General features: G+C 61.3%; 18 protein-coding genes and 4 pseudogenes. 9 read left to right on the top strand and 13 right to left on the bottom strand.

Annotated features, from left to right (window positions below; all coding sequences use genetic code 11):
- Positions 1-43: 43 nt before the first annotated feature.
- The 5 genes from DKT77_RS21235 to DKT77_RS18985 form a co-directional block, all read right to left on the bottom strand.
- The gene (locus tag DKT77_RS21235) at positions 44-181 is read right to left on the bottom strand and encodes a hypothetical protein (RefSeq protein ID WP_238548030.1); all 138 of its coding nucleotides are present in this window, start codon (positions 179-181) and stop codon (positions 44-46) included.
- A 132-nt stretch (positions 182-313) separates the two neighbouring features.
- Positions 314-1,066: a transglutaminase-like domain-containing protein gene (locus DKT77_RS19000; protein WP_238548029.1), complete on the bottom strand. Its 753-nt coding sequence runs from the start codon at positions 1,064-1,066 to the stop codon at positions 314-316.
- A gap of 85 nt (positions 1,067-1,151) precedes the next feature.
- The gene (locus DKT77_RS20760) at positions 1,152-2,000 is read right to left on the bottom strand and encodes a hypothetical protein (protein ID WP_146205047.1); all 849 of its coding nucleotides are present in this window, start codon (positions 1,998-2,000) and stop codon (positions 1,152-1,154) included.
- A 52-nt stretch (positions 2,001-2,052) separates the two neighbouring features.
- Complete coding sequence (locus tag DKT77_RS18990; RefSeq protein WP_109813225.1) at positions 2,053-2,439, bottom strand: hypothetical protein; 387 nt, start codon at positions 2,437-2,439, stop codon at positions 2,053-2,055.
- Positions 2,436-2,750, bottom strand: coding sequence for a hypothetical protein (locus tag DKT77_RS18985; RefSeq protein WP_109813224.1), 315 nt, complete (start codon positions 2,748-2,750; stop codon positions 2,436-2,438). Before DKT77_RS18985 ends, DKT77_RS18990 begins: the two co-directional genes overlap by 4 nt.
- A gap of 272 nt (positions 2,751-3,022) precedes the next feature.
- On the opposite strand from DKT77_RS18985, the gene DKT77_RS18980 reads away from it, so the two are divergent.
- The 3 genes from DKT77_RS18980 (at position 3,023) to DKT77_RS18970 (ending at position 4,256) form a co-directional block, all read left to right on the top strand.
- Positions 3,023-3,448 (top strand): hypothetical protein, encoded by a 426-nt coding sequence (locus tag DKT77_RS18980; RefSeq protein WP_109813223.1) that lies wholly within the window; start codon positions 3,023-3,025, stop codon positions 3,446-3,448.
- Positions 3,445-3,858 carry a hypothetical protein gene (locus DKT77_RS18975; protein WP_238548028.1) on the top strand — a complete coding sequence of 138 codons (414 nt, stop codon included), beginning with the start codon at positions 3,445-3,447 and terminating at the stop codon, positions 3,856-3,858. Before DKT77_RS18980 ends, DKT77_RS18975 begins: the two co-directional genes overlap by 4 nt.
- A gap of 209 nt (positions 3,859-4,067) precedes the next feature.
- Positions 4,068-4,256, top strand: coding sequence for a hypothetical protein (locus tag DKT77_RS18970; protein ID WP_109813222.1), 189 nt, complete (start codon positions 4,068-4,070; stop codon positions 4,254-4,256).
- A gap of 58 nt (positions 4,257-4,314) precedes the next feature.
- Here the strand turns inward: DKT77_RS18970 and DKT77_RS18965 are convergent, their stop codons facing one another.
- Positions 4,315-5,049: a Crp/Fnr family transcriptional regulator gene (locus DKT77_RS18965; protein WP_109813221.1), complete on the bottom strand. Its 735-nt coding sequence runs from the start codon at positions 5,047-5,049 to the stop codon at positions 4,315-4,317.
- Positions 5,050-5,438: 389 nt separating this feature from the next.
- Positions 5,439-6,644, bottom strand: a pseudogene (locus DKT77_RS18955) (IS3 family transposase); the annotation flags it as partial.
- 137 nt (positions 6,645-6,781) lie between these two features.
- Here DKT77_RS18955 and DKT77_RS21230 point away from each other — a divergent pair.
- Positions 6,782-6,898: pseudogene (locus DKT77_RS21230) on the top strand (DUF3489 domain-containing protein); the annotation flags it as partial.
- 540 nt (positions 6,899-7,438) lie between these two features.
- On the opposite strand, the gene DKT77_RS18940 reads toward DKT77_RS21230, so the two are convergent.
- The 3 genes from DKT77_RS18940 to DKT77_RS18930 form a co-directional block, all read right to left on the bottom strand.
- The gene (locus DKT77_RS18940; RefSeq protein WP_109813218.1) at positions 7,439-8,179 is read right to left on the bottom strand and encodes a CAP domain-containing protein; all 741 of its coding nucleotides are present in this window, start codon (positions 8,177-8,179) and stop codon (positions 7,439-7,441) included.
- Between the two features lie 478 nt (positions 8,180-8,657).
- The gene (locus tag DKT77_RS18935; RefSeq protein WP_146205046.1) at positions 8,658-9,095 is read right to left on the bottom strand and encodes a hypothetical protein; all 438 of its coding nucleotides are present in this window, start codon (positions 9,093-9,095) and stop codon (positions 8,658-8,660) included.
- Positions 9,096-9,172: 77 nt separating this feature from the next.
- Entirely contained in the window at positions 9,173-9,385 is a 213-nt protein-coding gene (locus DKT77_RS18930) for a hypothetical protein (protein WP_109813216.1), read from the bottom strand.
- On the opposite strand from DKT77_RS18930, the gene DKT77_RS18925 reads away from it, so the two are divergent.
- Both DKT77_RS18925 and DKT77_RS21585 read left to right on the top strand, forming a co-directional pair.
- Positions 9,384-10,967: a fused MFS/spermidine synthase gene (locus DKT77_RS18925; protein ID WP_109813215.1), complete on the top strand. Its 1,584-nt coding sequence runs from the start codon at positions 9,384-9,386 to the stop codon at positions 10,965-10,967. The two genes, DKT77_RS18930 and DKT77_RS18925, sit on opposite strands and share 2 nt — an antisense overlap.
- A gap of 43 nt (positions 10,968-11,010) precedes the next feature.
- Positions 11,011-11,136 (top strand): annotated as a pseudogene (locus DKT77_RS21585) (IS6 family transposase); the annotation flags it as partial.
- 144 nt (positions 11,137-11,280) lie between these two features.
- On the opposite strand, the gene DKT77_RS18915 reads toward DKT77_RS21585, so the two are convergent.
- From DKT77_RS18915 to DKT77_RS18905, 3 genes are all read right to left on the bottom strand, one after another.
- Positions 11,281-12,741: an alanine/glycine:cation symporter family protein gene (locus DKT77_RS18915; RefSeq protein WP_109813214.1), complete on the bottom strand. Its 1,461-nt coding sequence runs from the start codon at positions 12,739-12,741 to the stop codon at positions 11,281-11,283.
- Positions 12,742-12,959: 218 nt separating this feature from the next.
- Positions 12,960-13,643 carry a UPF0149 family protein gene (locus DKT77_RS18910; RefSeq protein ID WP_109813213.1) on the bottom strand — a complete coding sequence of 228 codons (684 nt, stop codon included), beginning with the start codon at positions 13,641-13,643 and terminating at the stop codon, positions 12,960-12,962.
- A gap of 104 nt (positions 13,644-13,747) precedes the next feature.
- Positions 13,748-14,503 carry a DUF938 domain-containing protein gene (locus DKT77_RS18905; RefSeq protein WP_238548027.1) on the bottom strand — a complete coding sequence of 252 codons (756 nt, stop codon included), beginning with the start codon at positions 14,501-14,503 and terminating at the stop codon, positions 13,748-13,750.
- Positions 14,504-14,922: 419 nt separating this feature from the next.
- Here DKT77_RS18905 and DKT77_RS18900 point away from each other — a divergent pair.
- The 3 genes and pseudogenes from DKT77_RS18900 to DKT77_RS18895 form a co-directional block, all read left to right on the top strand.
- Positions 14,923-15,957, top strand: a pseudogene (locus tag DKT77_RS18900) (IS110 family RNA-guided transposase).
- A gap of 269 nt (positions 15,958-16,226) precedes the next feature.
- Positions 16,227-16,355, top strand: a complete 129-nt coding sequence (locus tag DKT77_RS20755) for a transposase (protein ID WP_146205045.1) — start codon at positions 16,227-16,229, stop codon at positions 16,353-16,355.
- The coding region (locus DKT77_RS18895; protein ID WP_109813263.1) for an IS3 family transposase at positions 16,352-17,179 on the top strand (828 nt) is incomplete at its 3' end. The genes DKT77_RS20755 and DKT77_RS18895, both read left to right, overlap by 4 nt.

Below are 17,179 nucleotides of genomic sequence, written 5' to 3'. Positions count from 1 at the left end.
TCCGCGCCCCATTTGAGGACGGGGCGCGTGGCCTGTGCAGGTCTCAAGATGTCTTGGATTTCGTTGGCGCTTCCTTGCCGGCGGCCTTCGGCTCGTTCGCTTTGGAAGGAGTCTTCGCGGTCTCCGGAGGCTTCGGCTTCATTGCAGCCGCAGCCCTGGCAGTCAGGTCCTTGAAGGACATGTCATCGATCCTTTGATTGGCCGACGTCAACTCCTCGTCCATGACGGACCGGGAGGCTTGGCGTCGGTTCTATACATATGGGGAATGGTCACTCATTTTACGACGGCGCACTTCGAAGAAAACGAAAGTCGATTAGGTCAATTCCTCGGTCCAGACCTTGAAGTCCGTCAAGGTGTTGTCCCCGAATGTCTGGGTCAAAGGCACATCGGCGGCATCGCGGCCGCGCGCGATCAGAATTCTCGCAAACCTCGGCTTGTTGTTGCGCGGGTCGAACATATGCCATTCACCAGCGAGAAAGACTTCCATCCACGCGGCGAAGTCCCCCGGCGGATGAGGCAGCGGTTCACCGATATCACTGAGATATCCGGTGCAATAGCGTGCTGGAATATTCATGCAGCGACACAGGGCGATGGCGAGATGGGCGAAATCGCGACAAACCCCCTGCCCCTCCGCCATCGTTTGAGATGCGGTGCGCGTCGCTTTCGCTTGCATATAGTCGAAGCGCACATGCCCGTGCACGAAATCACAGATCGCTTGAACGCGCGACCAACCGGGTTCGGTCGTCTCAAAGCGGCGCCAAGCCTCTTCCGACAAGAGGTCGGTATCGCAGTATCTGCTTCCCAGAAGAAAAACGAGGCTTTCGAACGGAAGATCCTGGACCGCGTGTTGTTGGGCGCCAGGGGAAGTTGGATCGAGTTGCCCCGTGTCGCGAAAGATACCATCCGTCGACAACGAAAATTCACCAGACGGCGCCAGCAAACGCGTGCACCAGTTGCCGAAGCCATCCCGATAGCTTTCGAGGGGCACGCTCGGAGACGTGACGAGATAATCTGCCCGTTCCAGATCCCCGAAGCGCGAATAATGCACGTTCAGCATGGCGATCATTGGCGTTGGCTGCTGAAATTCGTAGCGCAATCGACAGCCGATTTGCACTCTCAATCCCCGCGCGTCGCGGAGAGACATTTCTGATTCAGCGTCCAAGGATGCATTCCCCTTCCGATAGCTGAAAGCCCCGGTCGCAGCTCCACCGGTTGCCGGATCGGTGAAGATGGGCGTTCTCAGGCAAATCGATGGCCACGCACGCGTCGTTCAGCATCGCGTATCCCCTTTCACAGCGCCATCCCGGTCCGTAGGAGGCCGTATCAAGATAGGCGTTCATCGGCAGGACAATGGCGTCACACTGCTCGCCGGTTCTTACGAAGCCTCTCTCGCAGACCCAGGCGGCGCCATAGCTCTCGTTGGTCAGGTACGCGTTGTCTGGCACGGCAATCAGAACGCATTTCCCACCGACGGCCGCGTACCCGCGATCGCATGCCCATCCTATGCCCGCGCTGTCTCCGGTCAGATAGGAATGCTCAGGTAAGACGAGGGGAACACAAGCGTCGCGTTCCTGACGGTACCCGCGTTCGCATTGCCAATCGTAGCCGGCAGGCCGCAGGAAAGCATTGGCGGGGACAGGGACGGCAGCGCATACCGAACCGTCGACTTCTTGATACCCGCGACTGCATGCCCAGCCCGTCCCATAGGACCGCCCAGTTGGAAAGGCATGCTCAGGGATATCGATAGACAGGCACTCACCGCCTGCTGCTCGATACCCAAGATCACAGACCCAGCCGTCTCCATACGTGCGCATCTGGGCGTTCGGCGGCATCGGGCCCGTCGCATCCTGTGCAATGACGGGAAAAGCGATGGAAGAGATCACACTTCCCACGAAAACCATCCTCGCGATAAGCCGTGAAAACGCGCGATGGACCGGTTGCTTTTTGTGTTTCATCACGAGTTCAGGTGCAAACGGAGATCTGTCGGGTGCCTCAAGCATCAGCGTTCCGTTCAGCCGCCCCGCGCGAATGTTGCTGCAGGGATGGCACGGGTCACCCTTCATCGGCCGCTTTCTCAGAAGGATCCAGCAAACCATCGGCATCAAGTTCTGCAAGGCACGACTGCGCTATATCCCGATCCGGCCCATCGGTTCCCGGCATGGTTGCCCAGCCCGCTGTCATCAGCGCATCGCGCCGCTGGTAGGTCGAGGCGGCCCGGATCGTTGCCATCTTGTCCGCACTCGCCGGGTCGGACAGCGCCATATCCAGACAAACCGGCACCATGGAGGCGACGACATCGTCGCGGGCCATTGCCATCGCCCTATCATTCGCCGTTCCACCGGTCACCCAGCCACCCCAGGTGAATCCCGCGATACCGACGAAGATCGCACCGATCAGCGCGCCATAGATGCCGGGTTTGAGCCATTCGGGCGTATTCATTTCAAGTCCTCTTGCGGGGAAAGCGCCGCATCGCTGCCATTGGTGTTCAGGGTCATGGCCTTATCCCGGTTCAGCGCCGCTTTTAGGTCGTCTTCAGAAGTCGCGCGTAGTTCTGTGCGTCCGGATCGGTCCCCCCCGGGATGCACTGTCAGATAGGTCGCTGTCCGCCTGTAGGCCTCGAAGCTCAACCCCTCGAGACGCTCTTCTTCGACAAGGACCTCGTAGTCGCCAGCGGGCAACTCGCCCAGGTAACCCGGCAGGGTGAATGGGTTCAAAAACGTCACCATCGATCTGGTCGACCGCATGTTCATCTCTGGTCTCCGCGATTTAGGCTGATCTGTCGCACAAAACTGCTGAAGCCCCTTGGGGTTCGGGTCATCAGTCGAACGGTGTCAAACCACATATATGTCGGCTTCGTTGGACCCGCGCTGACGCAGGTTAGCGCCGGGCTCGGAACCGGTTCAAAGCTGCCCGGAACTGCTGCCGACACTGACTTGTGTAAGCGTGTCATGGGCGGGTTGCGGCTATCGTTTGGCCGAAACAGGCGCGTCCCGCGTTCTTGCAACCAAGGAATGGAAAGACGATGGCCCAATCCAATGTCCTCAACCCGCACCCACCCGAGTTCGGGCAATTTCTCTATGCGTCCGTCGGCGAGGATCGAAACGGATATGTCGTCACGGTCCTTTCCACGCTCGCGCGGCTCGGCCTCGACCCATGGAAAGAAACCGCTGACCTGGTCGCGCTGGGGCGCGGGGCCGCGCAAGTCCGGCTGGGGACGCTGCTTGCCCAATTTCGCGATGTTCCCGCGCTTGCAATCGATCACGACAGTGTCGCGCGAAACCTGAGCCAGTTGCTTCCTGAAGGGCACGCGACAAGGATCCTGAGGCCAGTTGCCTCGACAGTCACCTCCGGCGGCCCGAGTGCAATCGGCGTGATCTGGGCGGTACTCGCGATCGTATTCGTGCTGTCTCAGATACTGATGGCCGGCGGATGGGAATTTGGCGAATGACCAACTTCACGCAGGCCGCTAGTACAGTAGTCTATTTAGGGCTTAAAGCTCAAACCCTGTCGTCTCTGGAACAGTGCGTGCTCTGGGACATGGAAGAGCACTTCTGGACCAGCGGCGCCGAAAACGCGCGGGCGACGACAGCAACCTATGCCGTGATGATTTTCCCCTATCCGTCAGGAATTCTCAAGGGTGACCAGATCTGGACCCATCTCAGACAGAATACCGGTTGGCGCTCCGTTGTCATGGCCGACCGGCGCGTTACGCGGTGTCGTGACATCGTCATTCTTACCTATCGCGTCTCGGCAGAAAAACCCGATATTCCGATCTACAAGGCCCTTTGTAGCTCCACCTACCTCAACGATGACGAGAGCTGGTTGAGGATTTCCCACCAACAAACAGCGGTGACTTGACAAAAGACAGGCGCAATCGACGCGCGCCGGAGTCGGACTAACCTACGTCAGTCCGGGGAGGCGTGACATCGTTAAGGTAGGAATTGCTACCGAATATTAGGTGGCGCAATTTTCCGAGCACCCGAGGAGCGTGTTGGCTAGCCGCCCCGACAAGGTCGGCTTGTCGGCACGCTTCTTTTTCTCGGAACGTCCTTGAAAGGACAATCCCAATGACTCCCGAACAGAACAAGACCGCCGACAAGATGAAATCCGTCAAGGCCGCATGGGACAAGGCGCCCGCAGGCCCCAAGAAGGATAATGCGCTGAAGCATTACCAGGCAGCCGAGAAGGCGAACACCGCCAAGAATGACGCCGAGACCAACAAGGAACTGGATGCGGCGACCCACGCCCTCGTGTGACATGCAGCGTCTGAGTTGATCCCCGGGGCCGCCTGCCACGCAAAGGAGGGCGGCCCTCCTATTTCAGGAGCGGCCCGGTCTGGTCCAGATAGGCCGGATCGAACTCTGCAAGTTTCACCAGCCCTCCGTAATCGTCAAACGTCACATGTCCGTCCCGAAAGGTCACCAGTCCATTCTCGCGAAGCTGGCGCAGGACGCGGTTCACATGGACCGCGCTCAACCCCAGCGTGTCGGCGAGGTGATACTGCGTCAGCGGGCAGTCGAAGCCGTCCTTGCCGCCCATGCCGACAAGCGCAAGCCGCGATCCCAGTTCCAACAAGAAATGAGCCATGCGGGCATCCGCGTCACGCCGACCGATTCCGACGAGATGTTCCACCACCATCGCCTCGTCCCTTGACGCCGCCCAGAGAATTGCGGTCGCCAGGCGCGGGGTCAGCGCGAAGGCTTCCAGCAGGTCTCTGGTCATCACTTCGGCAGCCTCGATGTCCACGATGGGTTCGAAGCTGTGGTCCGAGGTGCGCAACAGAACGCTTCGCAACCCGAGAAAATCCCCCGGCACCTGGAAATCCACGATCTGCCGCGTCCCGTCGGTCTGCCGCTTGTAGGAGCAAACCCAGCCGCCTGACAAGATGTAGGCCGCCTGAGCCGACTGGCCCTGATGCACCATTTCCCGCCTAGCGACAAAGGTCCGGCGGCGCTGGTGCAGTCGTTCAAGGACGGCCAACTCGACCTGAGATAGGGCGACGAACGCGGAAAGCTTACGTGTCAGGGGGCTGTGTTCAACTGATGTCATCGGGCCTCTTGGCTAGTCTGGACCCAAAAGCGGAATTCGGCTCGGACAAAACTCTGTATCAGTTCAGCATAGACCACATCCTACGAGAAGTACGGACGCATCTGAGCCTCAACTTCCACCGGTTCGTGATGCCGAGGAAGGAACCCGAAATGTACACCGCAAGCGAACATGCAGGTCAGGCTGCCCTATCGATCTTTGAGGCGCTGCTGCTTGCCATGAGCGATCGCCGACTGCTGCTGGAGGACGAGATCGTGGGGGTTCTTCGCGACGCCGCAGTAGTCCGTGAGAGCGCGGTCGGCACCGACCATGAGACGGAAAACCACCGAGCTGTCGCGGACCTGATCTGGCGTGCTGCCGGTTCCGTGGACACCGGGGTAGGTTTGCATAGCGCGATCCTCGAACACCATGGGGCTGAGATAGCCCAGCTTCGAGTGGCGTCGTCTCGGATTGTAGAAGCGCTCGATGTAGTCGAACACGTCGGCGCGGGCGGCGTTGCAGGTGCGGTAGACCTTGCGTGCCGTCCGTTCGGTTTTCAGCGATGAGAAGAAGATTTCCATCGCCGAGTTGTCCCAGACATTACCCGCCCGGCTCATTGAGCAGGTGATGCCGGTGTCGAGCAGCAGGCGTTGGAACTGCTCGCTGGTATGTTGCGAGCCCTGGTCCGAATGGTGGAGCAGCGCTGCGGCTTTCCCGCGGCGCCAGACGGCCATCATCAGGGCATCCATGACCAGCGCGGCATCCCGGTCCGCCTTCATGGACCAGCCGACGGTGAGCCATTGATGCGCCACTGGTTCAAGCACAATGGCGAACCCGGGAGAAGAGGTCCAGCACGACTGAGACGTAGAGCCAGCCCTCGGCGGTCCAGATGTAGGCGAAGTCGGCCAGCCACTTCTGGTTCGGCCGGTCGGCATGGAAGTCCCGGTCGAGGATATTGTCGGCGATGACCGAGCGTTCGCCATCGTCCTTCGGCCTCCCGCGTCGCTTCGGCCGCGCTCTCATGGCGTTCTGCCGCATCAGGCGCTCGATCCGGTGCAGTCCGCAGGCCAGTCCGTCCTCGAGCACGTCGCGCCAGACGCGGCGGGCACCATAGGTCCGATCGCTGGCCTTGAAGCTCTTGTCGATCTCCACGACGAGCTTCGCGTCGTAGCTCGCCCGGGCGCTGATCGGTCGTCTGAGCCAGGCATGGAAGCCCGACCGAGAGACGCCCAGCACCTCGCACATCCTACTGACCGGCCAGATGTGCCGATACTTCGCAACGAACGCGAACGTCATGTCGCTTCCCGCGCGAAGTAAGCGCTCGCCATTGTGCTTGAACCAATGACGCACATGGCTCGCCCTTTTTTTAGGATGTCACGCTCCGCCTTGAGCTTGGCGACCTCTTTCTTCAGGGCCGCGATCTCGGCCAGATCAGCGCGCTGCTGCCCGTTGCCGGGGAAGGCCGTTGCAGGTGCCAAAGCCGCTTCGCGCATCCAGCGACGCAGCACGCTCTCTGCAAGTTCCAGATCCCGGCATGCCTGAGAAACCGAAACACCCCGCTCGGTCACCAGCTTGACCGCCTCGATCTTGAACTCGCGGCTGAACTTCCGTCTCGTCATATCCACTCTCCAGTTCCATGGTCACGATCTTATCTTCGTGTCCACGAAACCGGCAGCAGCTCAGTGGTCGATGGCTTCCGTACGCGCTTTTCCCGCCCCATTTGGAATTCGCTTACGGTTGGGAACGATGGCGCATATGGCAGGCGCACACCGTACGTGGCGCAATGTCCGGCGCGTTGAAAGAGCGGCTGGGGATGACGGTCACCTCCGAACCGCATGACGCGCGCGGTCGGGTCTATCGCCTGACAGCCTGACGGCACCGTTCGGTTGCTTGAGGGAAGCAATCGGCCAGTTTCTCTCGACGGAACGGTCCACCGTCGCGCGGCAGTCAGTTTGGCCAGAGGACCTGCGCGTCCGGCGACCCCGGCCAGCCAGAATGTGGGATGTCGATCAGGATGGCGTCCGGGCGCTTCACAAGCTGTCGCGCTGTGGTCTCGCACTCGGCACGCACATATCCGCGCCGTGTCGCGGGCGCAGTCGGTTCCGTCCGAAGGAAGAATTGCCAGACGGTCATGGCGACAACGTTGGCAAGAATTACCTAACGAAATGTTAAACGCGAAACCGTCCTCACCGACAGCGCCGTCAGGATCGCCTTGTTTACTCGGGGTGCCCTGTGCGCAGGTGTGCCCTTCCCCCAGCAGACATCCTGAACGCCCCCTGAGCCCGACACATCACCCAAAGCGATTGACGTCGCCGGCCAAAGCGCCATCCGGTTCGCGCAGTGTGCACTCCACCGCATCGTTTCTCGTTCGGCCCTTTGGACCTGATCCGACTGTGGGCGACGCCGGGGGCGGCTAGGGCCTGAAGTCAGGCGCGCCGCCAGGGTCCGGAGTCTCGGCGAACCAGACATGGTAAACAGGCGGCCCGCTGGTAGTGGCCGGTGCGACCCCGACACCCACCGCTTTCCAGTCCTTGCCGCGCCAAGGCCCGGTGTTCTCGATCACTGGCGCATGACCAGAGGACGCGAGCCAGCCATCGACCACCTGTGACATTTCCGGAAAACCGTCCGCCGAGATTTCATACGCCGTGGCGCAATAGCCCGAATTCAGTCTCCTCGGGGCTTCCCACATCACTTCGGGTCGGCTGTGATCGGCCGGATAGGGTGCATCCGACCAGCTATGGGAATTGCTGCCGGGGGCTTGTCCCCCCTTTCCGAGGATGTTCACTGACGTATCCATGGCATGGCGCCCGGCCACCAGCGTGAGCCCGCGCGACAGCGGCACACGCGGCAGGCCAAGCGTTTCGCGATGGCGCATCAGCGCCTCGTAGAGTTCCGCCTCCTGCGCATTGAGGTCATCCGCAGGTCCCGGCGCGTAGATGTTGAATGGCAGTGCGGCTGCAAGCGCCGGATCACCGGCAACGGTCAGCCGACCCGAACAGCTGTCGCCCCGAGTGGCCCGCTCTCCTCCGCCGCAGGCGGTCAGCGCGAGCACCGCCGCAGACGCCCAAACCGCCACCAGAATGCGCGGCTGCCTCGAAACAGGGGTATCGGGATAGAGCGTGGTCGCGCGGGCAATCCTTACGGGGTTCATCATGAAAGACCTCTGGTTTCTGTTCACGGCCGATTTTCAGGTGGCTTTCCGTATAACAGCAGGAGCACCAGAGCTTTCCAAAAAAGTTAAGCGCCTTCCACCCAAGTTGGACGTTGATGCTGTAGCCGCCCACAACTAGAAAAGTATGGTCAGAAAGGTCCCGTGTTGAGGCTTCGAAGCGGGCCGAACCGCGCGGCACAAAGCCACTGCTTTTGGCCGCAATCACAGCGGCTTAAGAAGCGCCGACCTATTCAAGCACAACATGTGGCAGGGCGTGGTTTTCACCGATATCGGTCGTTTGTGACCACCCTCCCCCGCCCAACTGGATTTCAGCGGCTTGGCCATGACAAACCTTGGGCCGATACCCCCGGGATTTCGGGAGGGTTTCGCCCCGGCTCCCTCTGCGCCCGTTCCGGCCCGGGGCAATCATGTCCAGAACATGGACCTCGCGAGCACCGGGATAGTATTCGTAGAGGAAGACCTAGCCCTCTATGGGGAGCAGCCGCACCCTGCCCTGGAACACCGGTTCGGCCTCCGGCAACATGCCCAGTGAATCGACCAGCCGCGGCTGGATACTTTCGAGAAAATCGAGCAGAGCCGAAACGCTATCCGTATCAAATTGATCGACGAGCGCCACCAGGGCGGCATCGACACTTGGGGCGAAGAGAACAGCTACGGGCTGCACGGGTCCCGAAGATCGAGAAACCTGGCGCAAGGCGCGGTCTCGAAGGGCCGCGAAACACGTCGCATCGGCGAGAATCCCATGTCCGTCGGCGATGGCGCGACGGCTGTCATCAAGGCGCCGGTTCAGGTCGATCTGCGCCATCACCGCATCGAGGAGATCGAGCTTCCCGGCAGCGAAAACCACTTTCAGTGGAAAGGCGAGGAAGCTTTCGGCCAGCGCCCGGACATCCACCATAGAGAATGTCGCGGCGACCTCGTACGCTGACGTGTCGAGCCATACGAGGAAATCTGGCCAGACCGGATACCTATCCGCTACCCCCACACAATGGCAGCGATATTTTGCTCTTTCTTGCCAAAGCTATCGGCGTTGATCGCCGTCGTGCTGAGGTGCGCATGGCCCGCCCATTCCTGCAGAATGTGCAGCAGGACGCCGTTGACCGTGGTGTTGATGCCGAACCCGTGGCGCAGCCGGACCTTTGCTTTGGTGGCCTCTCCTCCGGGGGCACCCTCACTGGTAGGCGGCATGCCCATTCGAGCACGCACGCAAGGCCTTTTGTTGTTGGTGCTGGAAGAACATGGTTTCGAGGGTTACCTGCCACGTCGCGGCGTCACGCTGGGCAGGACCGCTTATCTGTTCTTGAAAACGACATGGGAGGCTTCCATCCGCTTTTCTATCACTATCGCCCTGATCCTCGTCCTGTCCGCCGTGGGGCTGACCTACGAGATCGCCGCGGGCCGCGTGCTCGCACCGTTCTTCGGGACCTCGCTGCTGACCTGGACGACCGTGATCGCGACGGTTCTGGGCGGATTTTCCTTGGGCAGCGCCCTTGGCGGGATCGTGGCGGAACGGCCGCGGGCCGTCGCCCTGCGCAATGTCCGCAGCGCGCTTATCGCGACGGCGGTGCTGATGGCCGTGTCGCCTACCTTGCTCGGCTTGCTGCACGCTTTCGGTGCGCGCGGCATCGATGGCATGATGCTCAGCGTGTTTATCGTGTTCTTTCCAGCATCCGTCTGTGTGACGCTTCCATCGCCGTTGCTTGCGAAGATCGCGATCGAGGCGCGGCCAGGCCGGGAGGGATCGTCGCTGGGTTTCGTGCTGGCGGCAGGGTCGGTAGGGGCGATTGTCGGAGCCATCCTCGCCGGGTTCGTGACGCTGCCCCTGATTGGGTCGACGGCGACTTTCGCCGCCTGCGGGGCGGTGGCGCTGCTTTGCCTGCCGGTCGTGCGCGGTGGCGGCCCGGGCAACCCAAGCGTGACCATCGCGGCTGCGGGTTTTGTCGGCTTTGCAGGTCTCGCCGGATCCCCGGCCTGCCAGTATGAATCCGGGCTGTCCTGCTTGCATGTCGTGGAGCAAGGCCCCGAAGTGCTTTTGGTCTCGGATGGTACTGTGCAAGCCGCCGAGCGGGTCACACCGGTAGAGGGTGAGGATGGCACGGTCGGGCTTGCCCTGAGCTATACCAAGTGGCTCTGGGCCCGCATGGATCGCGATCTCGGGCCGGATGCATCGGTTCTTTTCATTGGGGGCGGCGGTTACACGCTGCCGACAAAGCTGCTCGCCTCTCGGCCGAAGGCGCAAGCGGTCGCGGTGGAGATCGACCCCCTGGTGACGAAGGTGGTGCGCATGCACCTGCCGAACGCAGCGAAGATGATCGCGCGGACCGGTCATGACGCAATCGACGATGCGGGTGCGGAGGGACGGCTCGAGATCGTTCACGCCGACGGGAGGGTCTACCTGGAAGAAACAGACCAGCGCTTTGACGCCGCGGTGATGGATGCCTTCTCATCCGGTTCGGTCCCGGCGCATCTGGTCACGCTCGAGACATTTGCCCGGCTTGAAGAAATTGTCGATGGACCGGTCTATGTTAACCTTATCGATGCCCCCGACGGTCCCCTCGCGCGCGGCGTCCATGCAATCCTGAGAAAGCTTTTTCCGCGGATCGAAACAGTTCAGGGCGACATCAAAGAGAATGGTCGAACCAACATCCTCTTCGCGGCATCCGATCTGGGTCTTGAGCCTCTGGACGGCTTGCCCGATGATTACGGACCCACGCAGATCTCCGGCGCGCGTGCTTTTACCGATGATCGTGGCTGGGTCGGACATCGGTAGATCTAAGATAGAACTGCGTGCCAGATGGTCAGTCCCGGCATTTGCCAAAGCCACTCTGAGCGGACTCGAGACGATCAGGACCATCAAACGCGGCCATATCTACCACCAACAACCCGGCGTCAGAGACGAGATCGAATTCATCGCAAGCCTCTTCGAGACCGCCGCGTGACCAATTGTGCCATCAGGTAAACCTGCAACACGCGCAAATTAGCGTAACAGTCCCCGCCAAAAAGCTCGTCACCATCGCCGACGCCCAGTGCAAAAGCCGTCACAAATGGACTGCCGCGACGACCTGACAGATACAGTTGCTAGCCTAGGTCGAACCGACTGGCCCGCGACCAGCCGCAGCGGCCGGTGCGTCTGGCCAAGCAGACGGGTCGGTATCGAGGTCCGGGAACTGCGCTGGATCGAAGACCGGCTTGGCCACACCCGCCGCCAACTGGGTCCTGAAGTCGGTGATGATGCGCATCGCCACCGGGAAGAGCATCATCAATGCCAGCAGGTTCACTACAGCGAGAATTCCCATCATTGGGTCCGAGAACGCGAAGACTGCCGTCGCTCCGGGCGCCACGGCGCCGAGGAAGACAATGCCCATGATGGCCACCCGCAGCACAAGCACCGCCATCTTGTTCTCGGTCATGAAGATCAGTGCGTTTTCGCCAAGGTAATAGTTGTACATGATCGACGAGAACGCGAATAGCAGGATCGCGAAGGTCAGGAAGTACTGCGCCCATGCGCCCACATGTTCGACCATGCTTTGCTGAGTGAGCGCCACGCCGTCGATGCCTTCCGCGCCGGGCTGGTAGACATCGGCGAGCAGGATCACGAACGCCGTACATGAACAGATCAAAATCGTGTCTATGAAAACCGAGAAGCTCTGGGTGATCCCCTGGCTTACCGGGTGTTTCACATAGGCCGTCGCGGCCACGTTGGGCGCCGAGCCAAGCCCGGCCTCGTTGGAAAAGAGACCGCGCCGCAGCCCTTGCGCGATGGCAGCACCCATTCCGCCGGCGACTGCCTCCCGAAGCCCGAACGCATTGGCGACAATATCCCAGAGCACGGCAGGGAGCGAGAAAACATTCAGCACGATCACGACCAGCGCCATCCCGATATAACCAATTGCCATCACGGGGATGATCACATCGGCTGCCTTGGCAATCCGGTGTATGCCGCCGAACACGATGACGCCTGTCAGCAGCGACAGGGCGATTCCCGTCCACAGCCGTGGAACGTCCATCGAATCAAGCGCCGCACCGGCGACGGTATTGCCCTGGAACGCATTGAACCCTATGGAGAACGAGGCAATCAGGCAGACGGCGTAGATAGTCGCCAGCCAACGGTAGTTTTCGCCAAGGCCGTGCACGATCGCCCGCGCCGGACCGCCGCGATAGTCGCCGTTTTCGTCCGTGCGCTTGTAAAGCTGGGCCAGCGTTGCCTCGACCAGCGCGGTGCACATGCCGATCAGTGCGATGACCCACATCCAGAATACCGCACCGGGCCCGCCGGCGGTGATCGCCACTGCGACGCCGGCGATGTTGCCGCCGCCGACGCGCCCGCCCACGGAGACGAACAGCGCTTCGCGTGCACTGATCTTGGTCGGATCGTTGTCCTCGTCACCCCCCGTCAGGACATTGAACATCCGTTTGAAAAAACGGAACTGCACAAACCCGCTGGCGACTGTGAAGAACACGCCGAGAACGACGAGAAACGGGATCAGCGACCAACCCCACGTGAAGTCATTGATCGCTCCGAAAAGCGTGTCGAGAAGCCCCATTTCCACAACCCCTGTACCTGCGTTCCGTCACGCTAATTTATTGAGAGTGTTACTGGCAACCCTGGAGGCGGCCAACGCCACACCAGTCCGCACTGCGATCGCGGGTTCCTCAAGAATATTGCATGCAGTACGAATGGCCGGTTTCGAGAAGCCGCCTCGCAGCGCTGATCCCCGTTGCCGAAGTCCATCTTGAGCCGGGATTGCCTCAGTGCCAAAGCTCAGTTCCGGGCGCAGCATTGCTTGTATTTGCGGCCTGAGCCGCAAGTGCACGGAGCGCTGCGTCCAGACCGGGGACCTGCCCTGAACGGCGCATGGGGCGGATGTGCGGGGTCTTCGTGGTAAAGCTCGGGCCGCGACTGGTGGAGTATTGTGGCGACGCAACTCGGGATCAGGTCCAGGGCCTCTATGTCGATCGCGCCGGTCTCATCCCCCGAGAACTTGCTTTGGCCCATGTAGATCTCCTGCAGCGCCGTTAGGAAGACCATCGTGGTCCTCGTTTCTTGGTCGGGCCGATCGAGCAAACGCTCCCAGGCGTCCGGTCTCAGTCCGAGGGCGCGCGTAAAGCCATCGACCCAGGGTTCCCGCAGGATCTCGTCACTGTTGGGATCGATCTCGTAGATCGGTTCGATCCAGGGCGAGCGGATCATCGCCTCGGCGATGTCGTTGTAATGCGCCATCACGGCACCGACCGTGTCAGTGGCGGTCTTCTCGTCGGGAAACTCCGCCGTTTCGGTCTCGCCCCAGACGCCCGGCATCCATTCGGAGGGCGGAATCATCTCCGTGCAGGCGAGAACGCCGGTGACGTAGCCAGCAAGCTCGCTGAGCGTCATGGGCATGGTGTCGACCGGCAGCGCGTGCAACAGTGCGCTCAGACGGTCGAGATCTTGATCGGACCGGTCCATGGGACGTTTCCAGGCGAGGCCCAAAATACATGGGCTTCCTGACGCAGGCTCGCAAACCGGACAAGTCCGAACCCGGAAACGACCGGGAAATCGGCCTTGCGACGTCAGCGGTGACGCTTCTTATCGCGACCGGGATGGCGATAGACCAGCAGCCGGTTGTTTGCCGGCATATCCTGGGCTGGCTCGACGACGAAGCCTGATCCTTCGGCTACGGCGTCCACCGCCTCGCGGTCACGCAGGCCCCATTCGGGATTGCGCCTGCGCAGGTCTGCGTCGAAACGCGCGTTGCCGTCGCCCGTGTACCCACCGCATTCGTTGAACGGGCCGTAGATGAGGAGCAATCCTCCGGCAACGAGCCGGGCGGCAGCGCCGCCCACCAGCCCGAGCGTTGCAGACCAGGGCGCGATATGCGTGAGGTTTGCGACGAAGACGGCATCTACAGGGTCCCCGGGCCAGGGTGGCTGGCTGGCGTCCAGCAGCACCGCTGGCAGAACGCGCCCCGACAGTTCCGGGCAGAGCATGCGCCAGCGGTCGATGTTGGCGAGACCACCCGCCGTGGCTTCGCTCGGAACCCAGGTCACTTGCGGCAGAGCCCGCGCCATCCACAGGGCATGTTCGCCCGAGCCCGAGGCCACTTCCAGGACCCTGCAGGGGTGCGCCGGGAGAAGCCCGGCCAGCGCCTGACGGATCGGTTCCCTGTTGCGCGCCGTCGCGGGGGCGTGCGCAAGACCGGGAACCGATGCCGCGGTGGCAGCGGGGTCGGCAAGAGGATCCGTTCGGGCGAAGCTGGGCATGGTGAAAGTCTCTCGTTTCAGCGCGCCGCAGTCTCCCATCGCCGCAGGTCGGGGAAGCCGCAGCATCGGTGCGCCATGCAGGTATAGCGTGATCCCGGGCAGCAATCACGACCTGTGTCTCGTCCGGCGTTCGAGGCGCGATGCCAAATGTGTCGCGAAGCAGGCCCCGCAGGGCCAAGCAGCGACGAGAGGGACGGCGCGGGGCGGCCAACAATTGCATGCGCGGCAAAGGCGCCTCGGCCGGCAGTTCATTGTTGCCGCAGTGCAAACCGCCAACGGCCTGCCATCCGTGAACACCATCCACCCCGGTACGGTGGCTGCAATGAAAGGGCCGCATACAGAAGGTGTGAAAGCAGTGGTGCGGCCGACGGAGAACAGCCGCTTTGAAGTAGTCCGGCCCAGAGCATGCGTAATTGGGCTAACCCTGAACTGAGGTCGAGCTCCCTATAGGATCACAGGAAATCTGTGAACAAGGGAGATTTCGAATGGAGTATTATGCGGGCTTGGATGTGTCGCTGCGGTCCTGCGCGGTTTGTGTTGTCGACAGCAATGGCACGGTTCTGCATGAGCGAGAATTGCCTTGCGAGATCGGGGAGATATCCGGCTATCTGACCGCGCTTCCCGGTTCAATCGAGCGCGTCGGGTTCGAGTCAGGCACCTTGAGCCAGCATCTGTTCTACGGATTGAAGGCAGAAGGATTCGACGTCGTCTGCATGGAGGCACGCCAAGTCAGCGCCGCGCTGTCCGCGATGCGCAACAAGACGGATCGAAACGATGCGCGCGGCATCGCTCAAATCCTGCGGACTGGGTGGTTCAGCCCCGTTCACATGAAGAGCCGGGAGGCACACGGGGTTCGAGCCCTTCTGAGCACGCGTAAGGCGTTGCTGAGCAAGACCATCGATCTGGCCAACGAGGTGCGAGGTTTGCTGAAGATATTTGGCATTCGCCTGCCGAAGACGGTGAAGCATGGCAGTTTCGACGGTGTTGTCCGGCCGATGATCAAGATGGACGAGGTACTGGCCCATGCCATGCTGCCGCTGCTGGATGCTCGGCTGGTTCTGTATCAGCACTTCCTGGAGCTCGACCGACGGGTCAAACGCGCCGCCAGTCAGGATGAGGTCTGCATGCGCATGATGACTGTGCCCGGTGTCGGCCGGATCGCGGCTTTGACTTTCAAGGCGGCGGTCGATGACCCTACGCGGTTCAAACGGTCTCGCACCGTGGCCGCCCACTTTGGCCTGACGCCCCGACGATACCAGTCTGGCGAACACGACAACCAAGGCCGGATATCGAAGGCCGGGGACCGAGATGTGAGAGCAACGCTCTAAGCTGCCGCCAATGCGTTGCTCATGCGAACCATGGCCGGGTCGCAGATCAAGTCCTGGGGCATACGCTTGATGCGCACCAAAGGACGCCGCCGCGCGGTTGTGGCTGTTGCGCGCAAACTGGCCGTTCTCCTCCACCGCATGTGGGCCGATGGCTCCGAGTCCCGTCCAGAAAAGGTGGAGGGCATGGCATGATCTGACCGCCCAACATCGATCTGAACGGGATCGTCCTCACCGGACGAGGTTTGTGGATGGAGCCGAAAATGTCTGCTGCGCCACCAAGCGCGTCTAAAAGCGAGGTTCTCCACAACCAATCCGACACATGCGTGCAGCGAAGTCCCACGTGGCATCAACCAGACTGCAAAGAGAAGCGTGACCCGGATGTGAGGTGGTCCCCGAAAACTGGACACTGACGTAGGCTTTGAATTGCTGTCTGCTGATCTTCACCAAGAAGGAGATCGAAGATGTCGAAACGAAAACAGCATGCCGCTGAGTTCAAGGCGAAGGTGGCGCTGGAAGCGCTGAGAGGCGAGGCGACCGTGTCGGAGTTGGCGAGCCGGTTCGGCGTGCATCCAACGATGATCAATCAATGAAAACGTGCGCTGCTCGAAGGCGCGTCCGGTGTCTTCGAACGTGGCGGCTGCAAGGCACCCGTCATCGACGAGGATCAGGTTCGGGATCTACATGCCAAGATCGGAGAGCTGGCGGTGGCCAACTCTTTTTTGGAAAGAAAGCTCAAACCCTGGGGCGGGAAGTGAGGCGTGGCATGATCGAACGCGACCATCCTGACCTGTCGATCGGCCAACAGTGCGCGCTTCTGTCGATACCGCGGTCATCTTTCTACTACACGCCGCAGGGCGAGACCGAGCAGAACCTCGCGCTGATGCGGCTGATCGACGTGCAGTTCCTGGAGACGCCCTTCTTCGGTGTGCGTCAGATGACGTGGCACCTGCGCAACGAAGGCCACGCGGTGAACGAGAAGCGCATCCGTCGGCTCATGCGCCTGATGGAGTTGATGCCAATCTACCAGAAACCCAACACCAGCAGGCCGACGAAAGGTCACAAGACCTATCCCTATTTGCTGCGCGGGCTGCGGGTGGACAGGCCAAACCAGGTTTGGTGCGTGGACATCACCTACCTGCCGATGCGCCGCGGGTTCCTCTATCTGGTCGCGATCATGGACTGGCACACCCGAACGGTTCTGGCGTGGCGGATCTCGAACACGCTGGACGCCGACTTCTGCGTCGAGGCGCTGAACGAGGCTATATATCGGTTCGGGCCACCTGACATCATGAACAGCGATCAGGGATCGCAGTTCACATCGTTTGAGTGGACAGACCGCTTGCGCCGCTCGGGCGTCCGCATATCGATGGACGGCAAGGGCCGCTATCTGGACAACATCTTCATCGAACGACTG

It is taken from the genome of Meridianimarinicoccus roseus (assembly GCF_003172915.1).
Taxonomy (GTDB): domain Bacteria; phylum Pseudomonadota; class Alphaproteobacteria; order Rhodobacterales; family Rhodobacteraceae; genus Meridianimarinicoccus; species Meridianimarinicoccus roseus.
The sequence above is the reverse complement of the archived record's forward strand: the minus strand, read 5'-3'. Positions and strand labels throughout refer to the sequence as shown.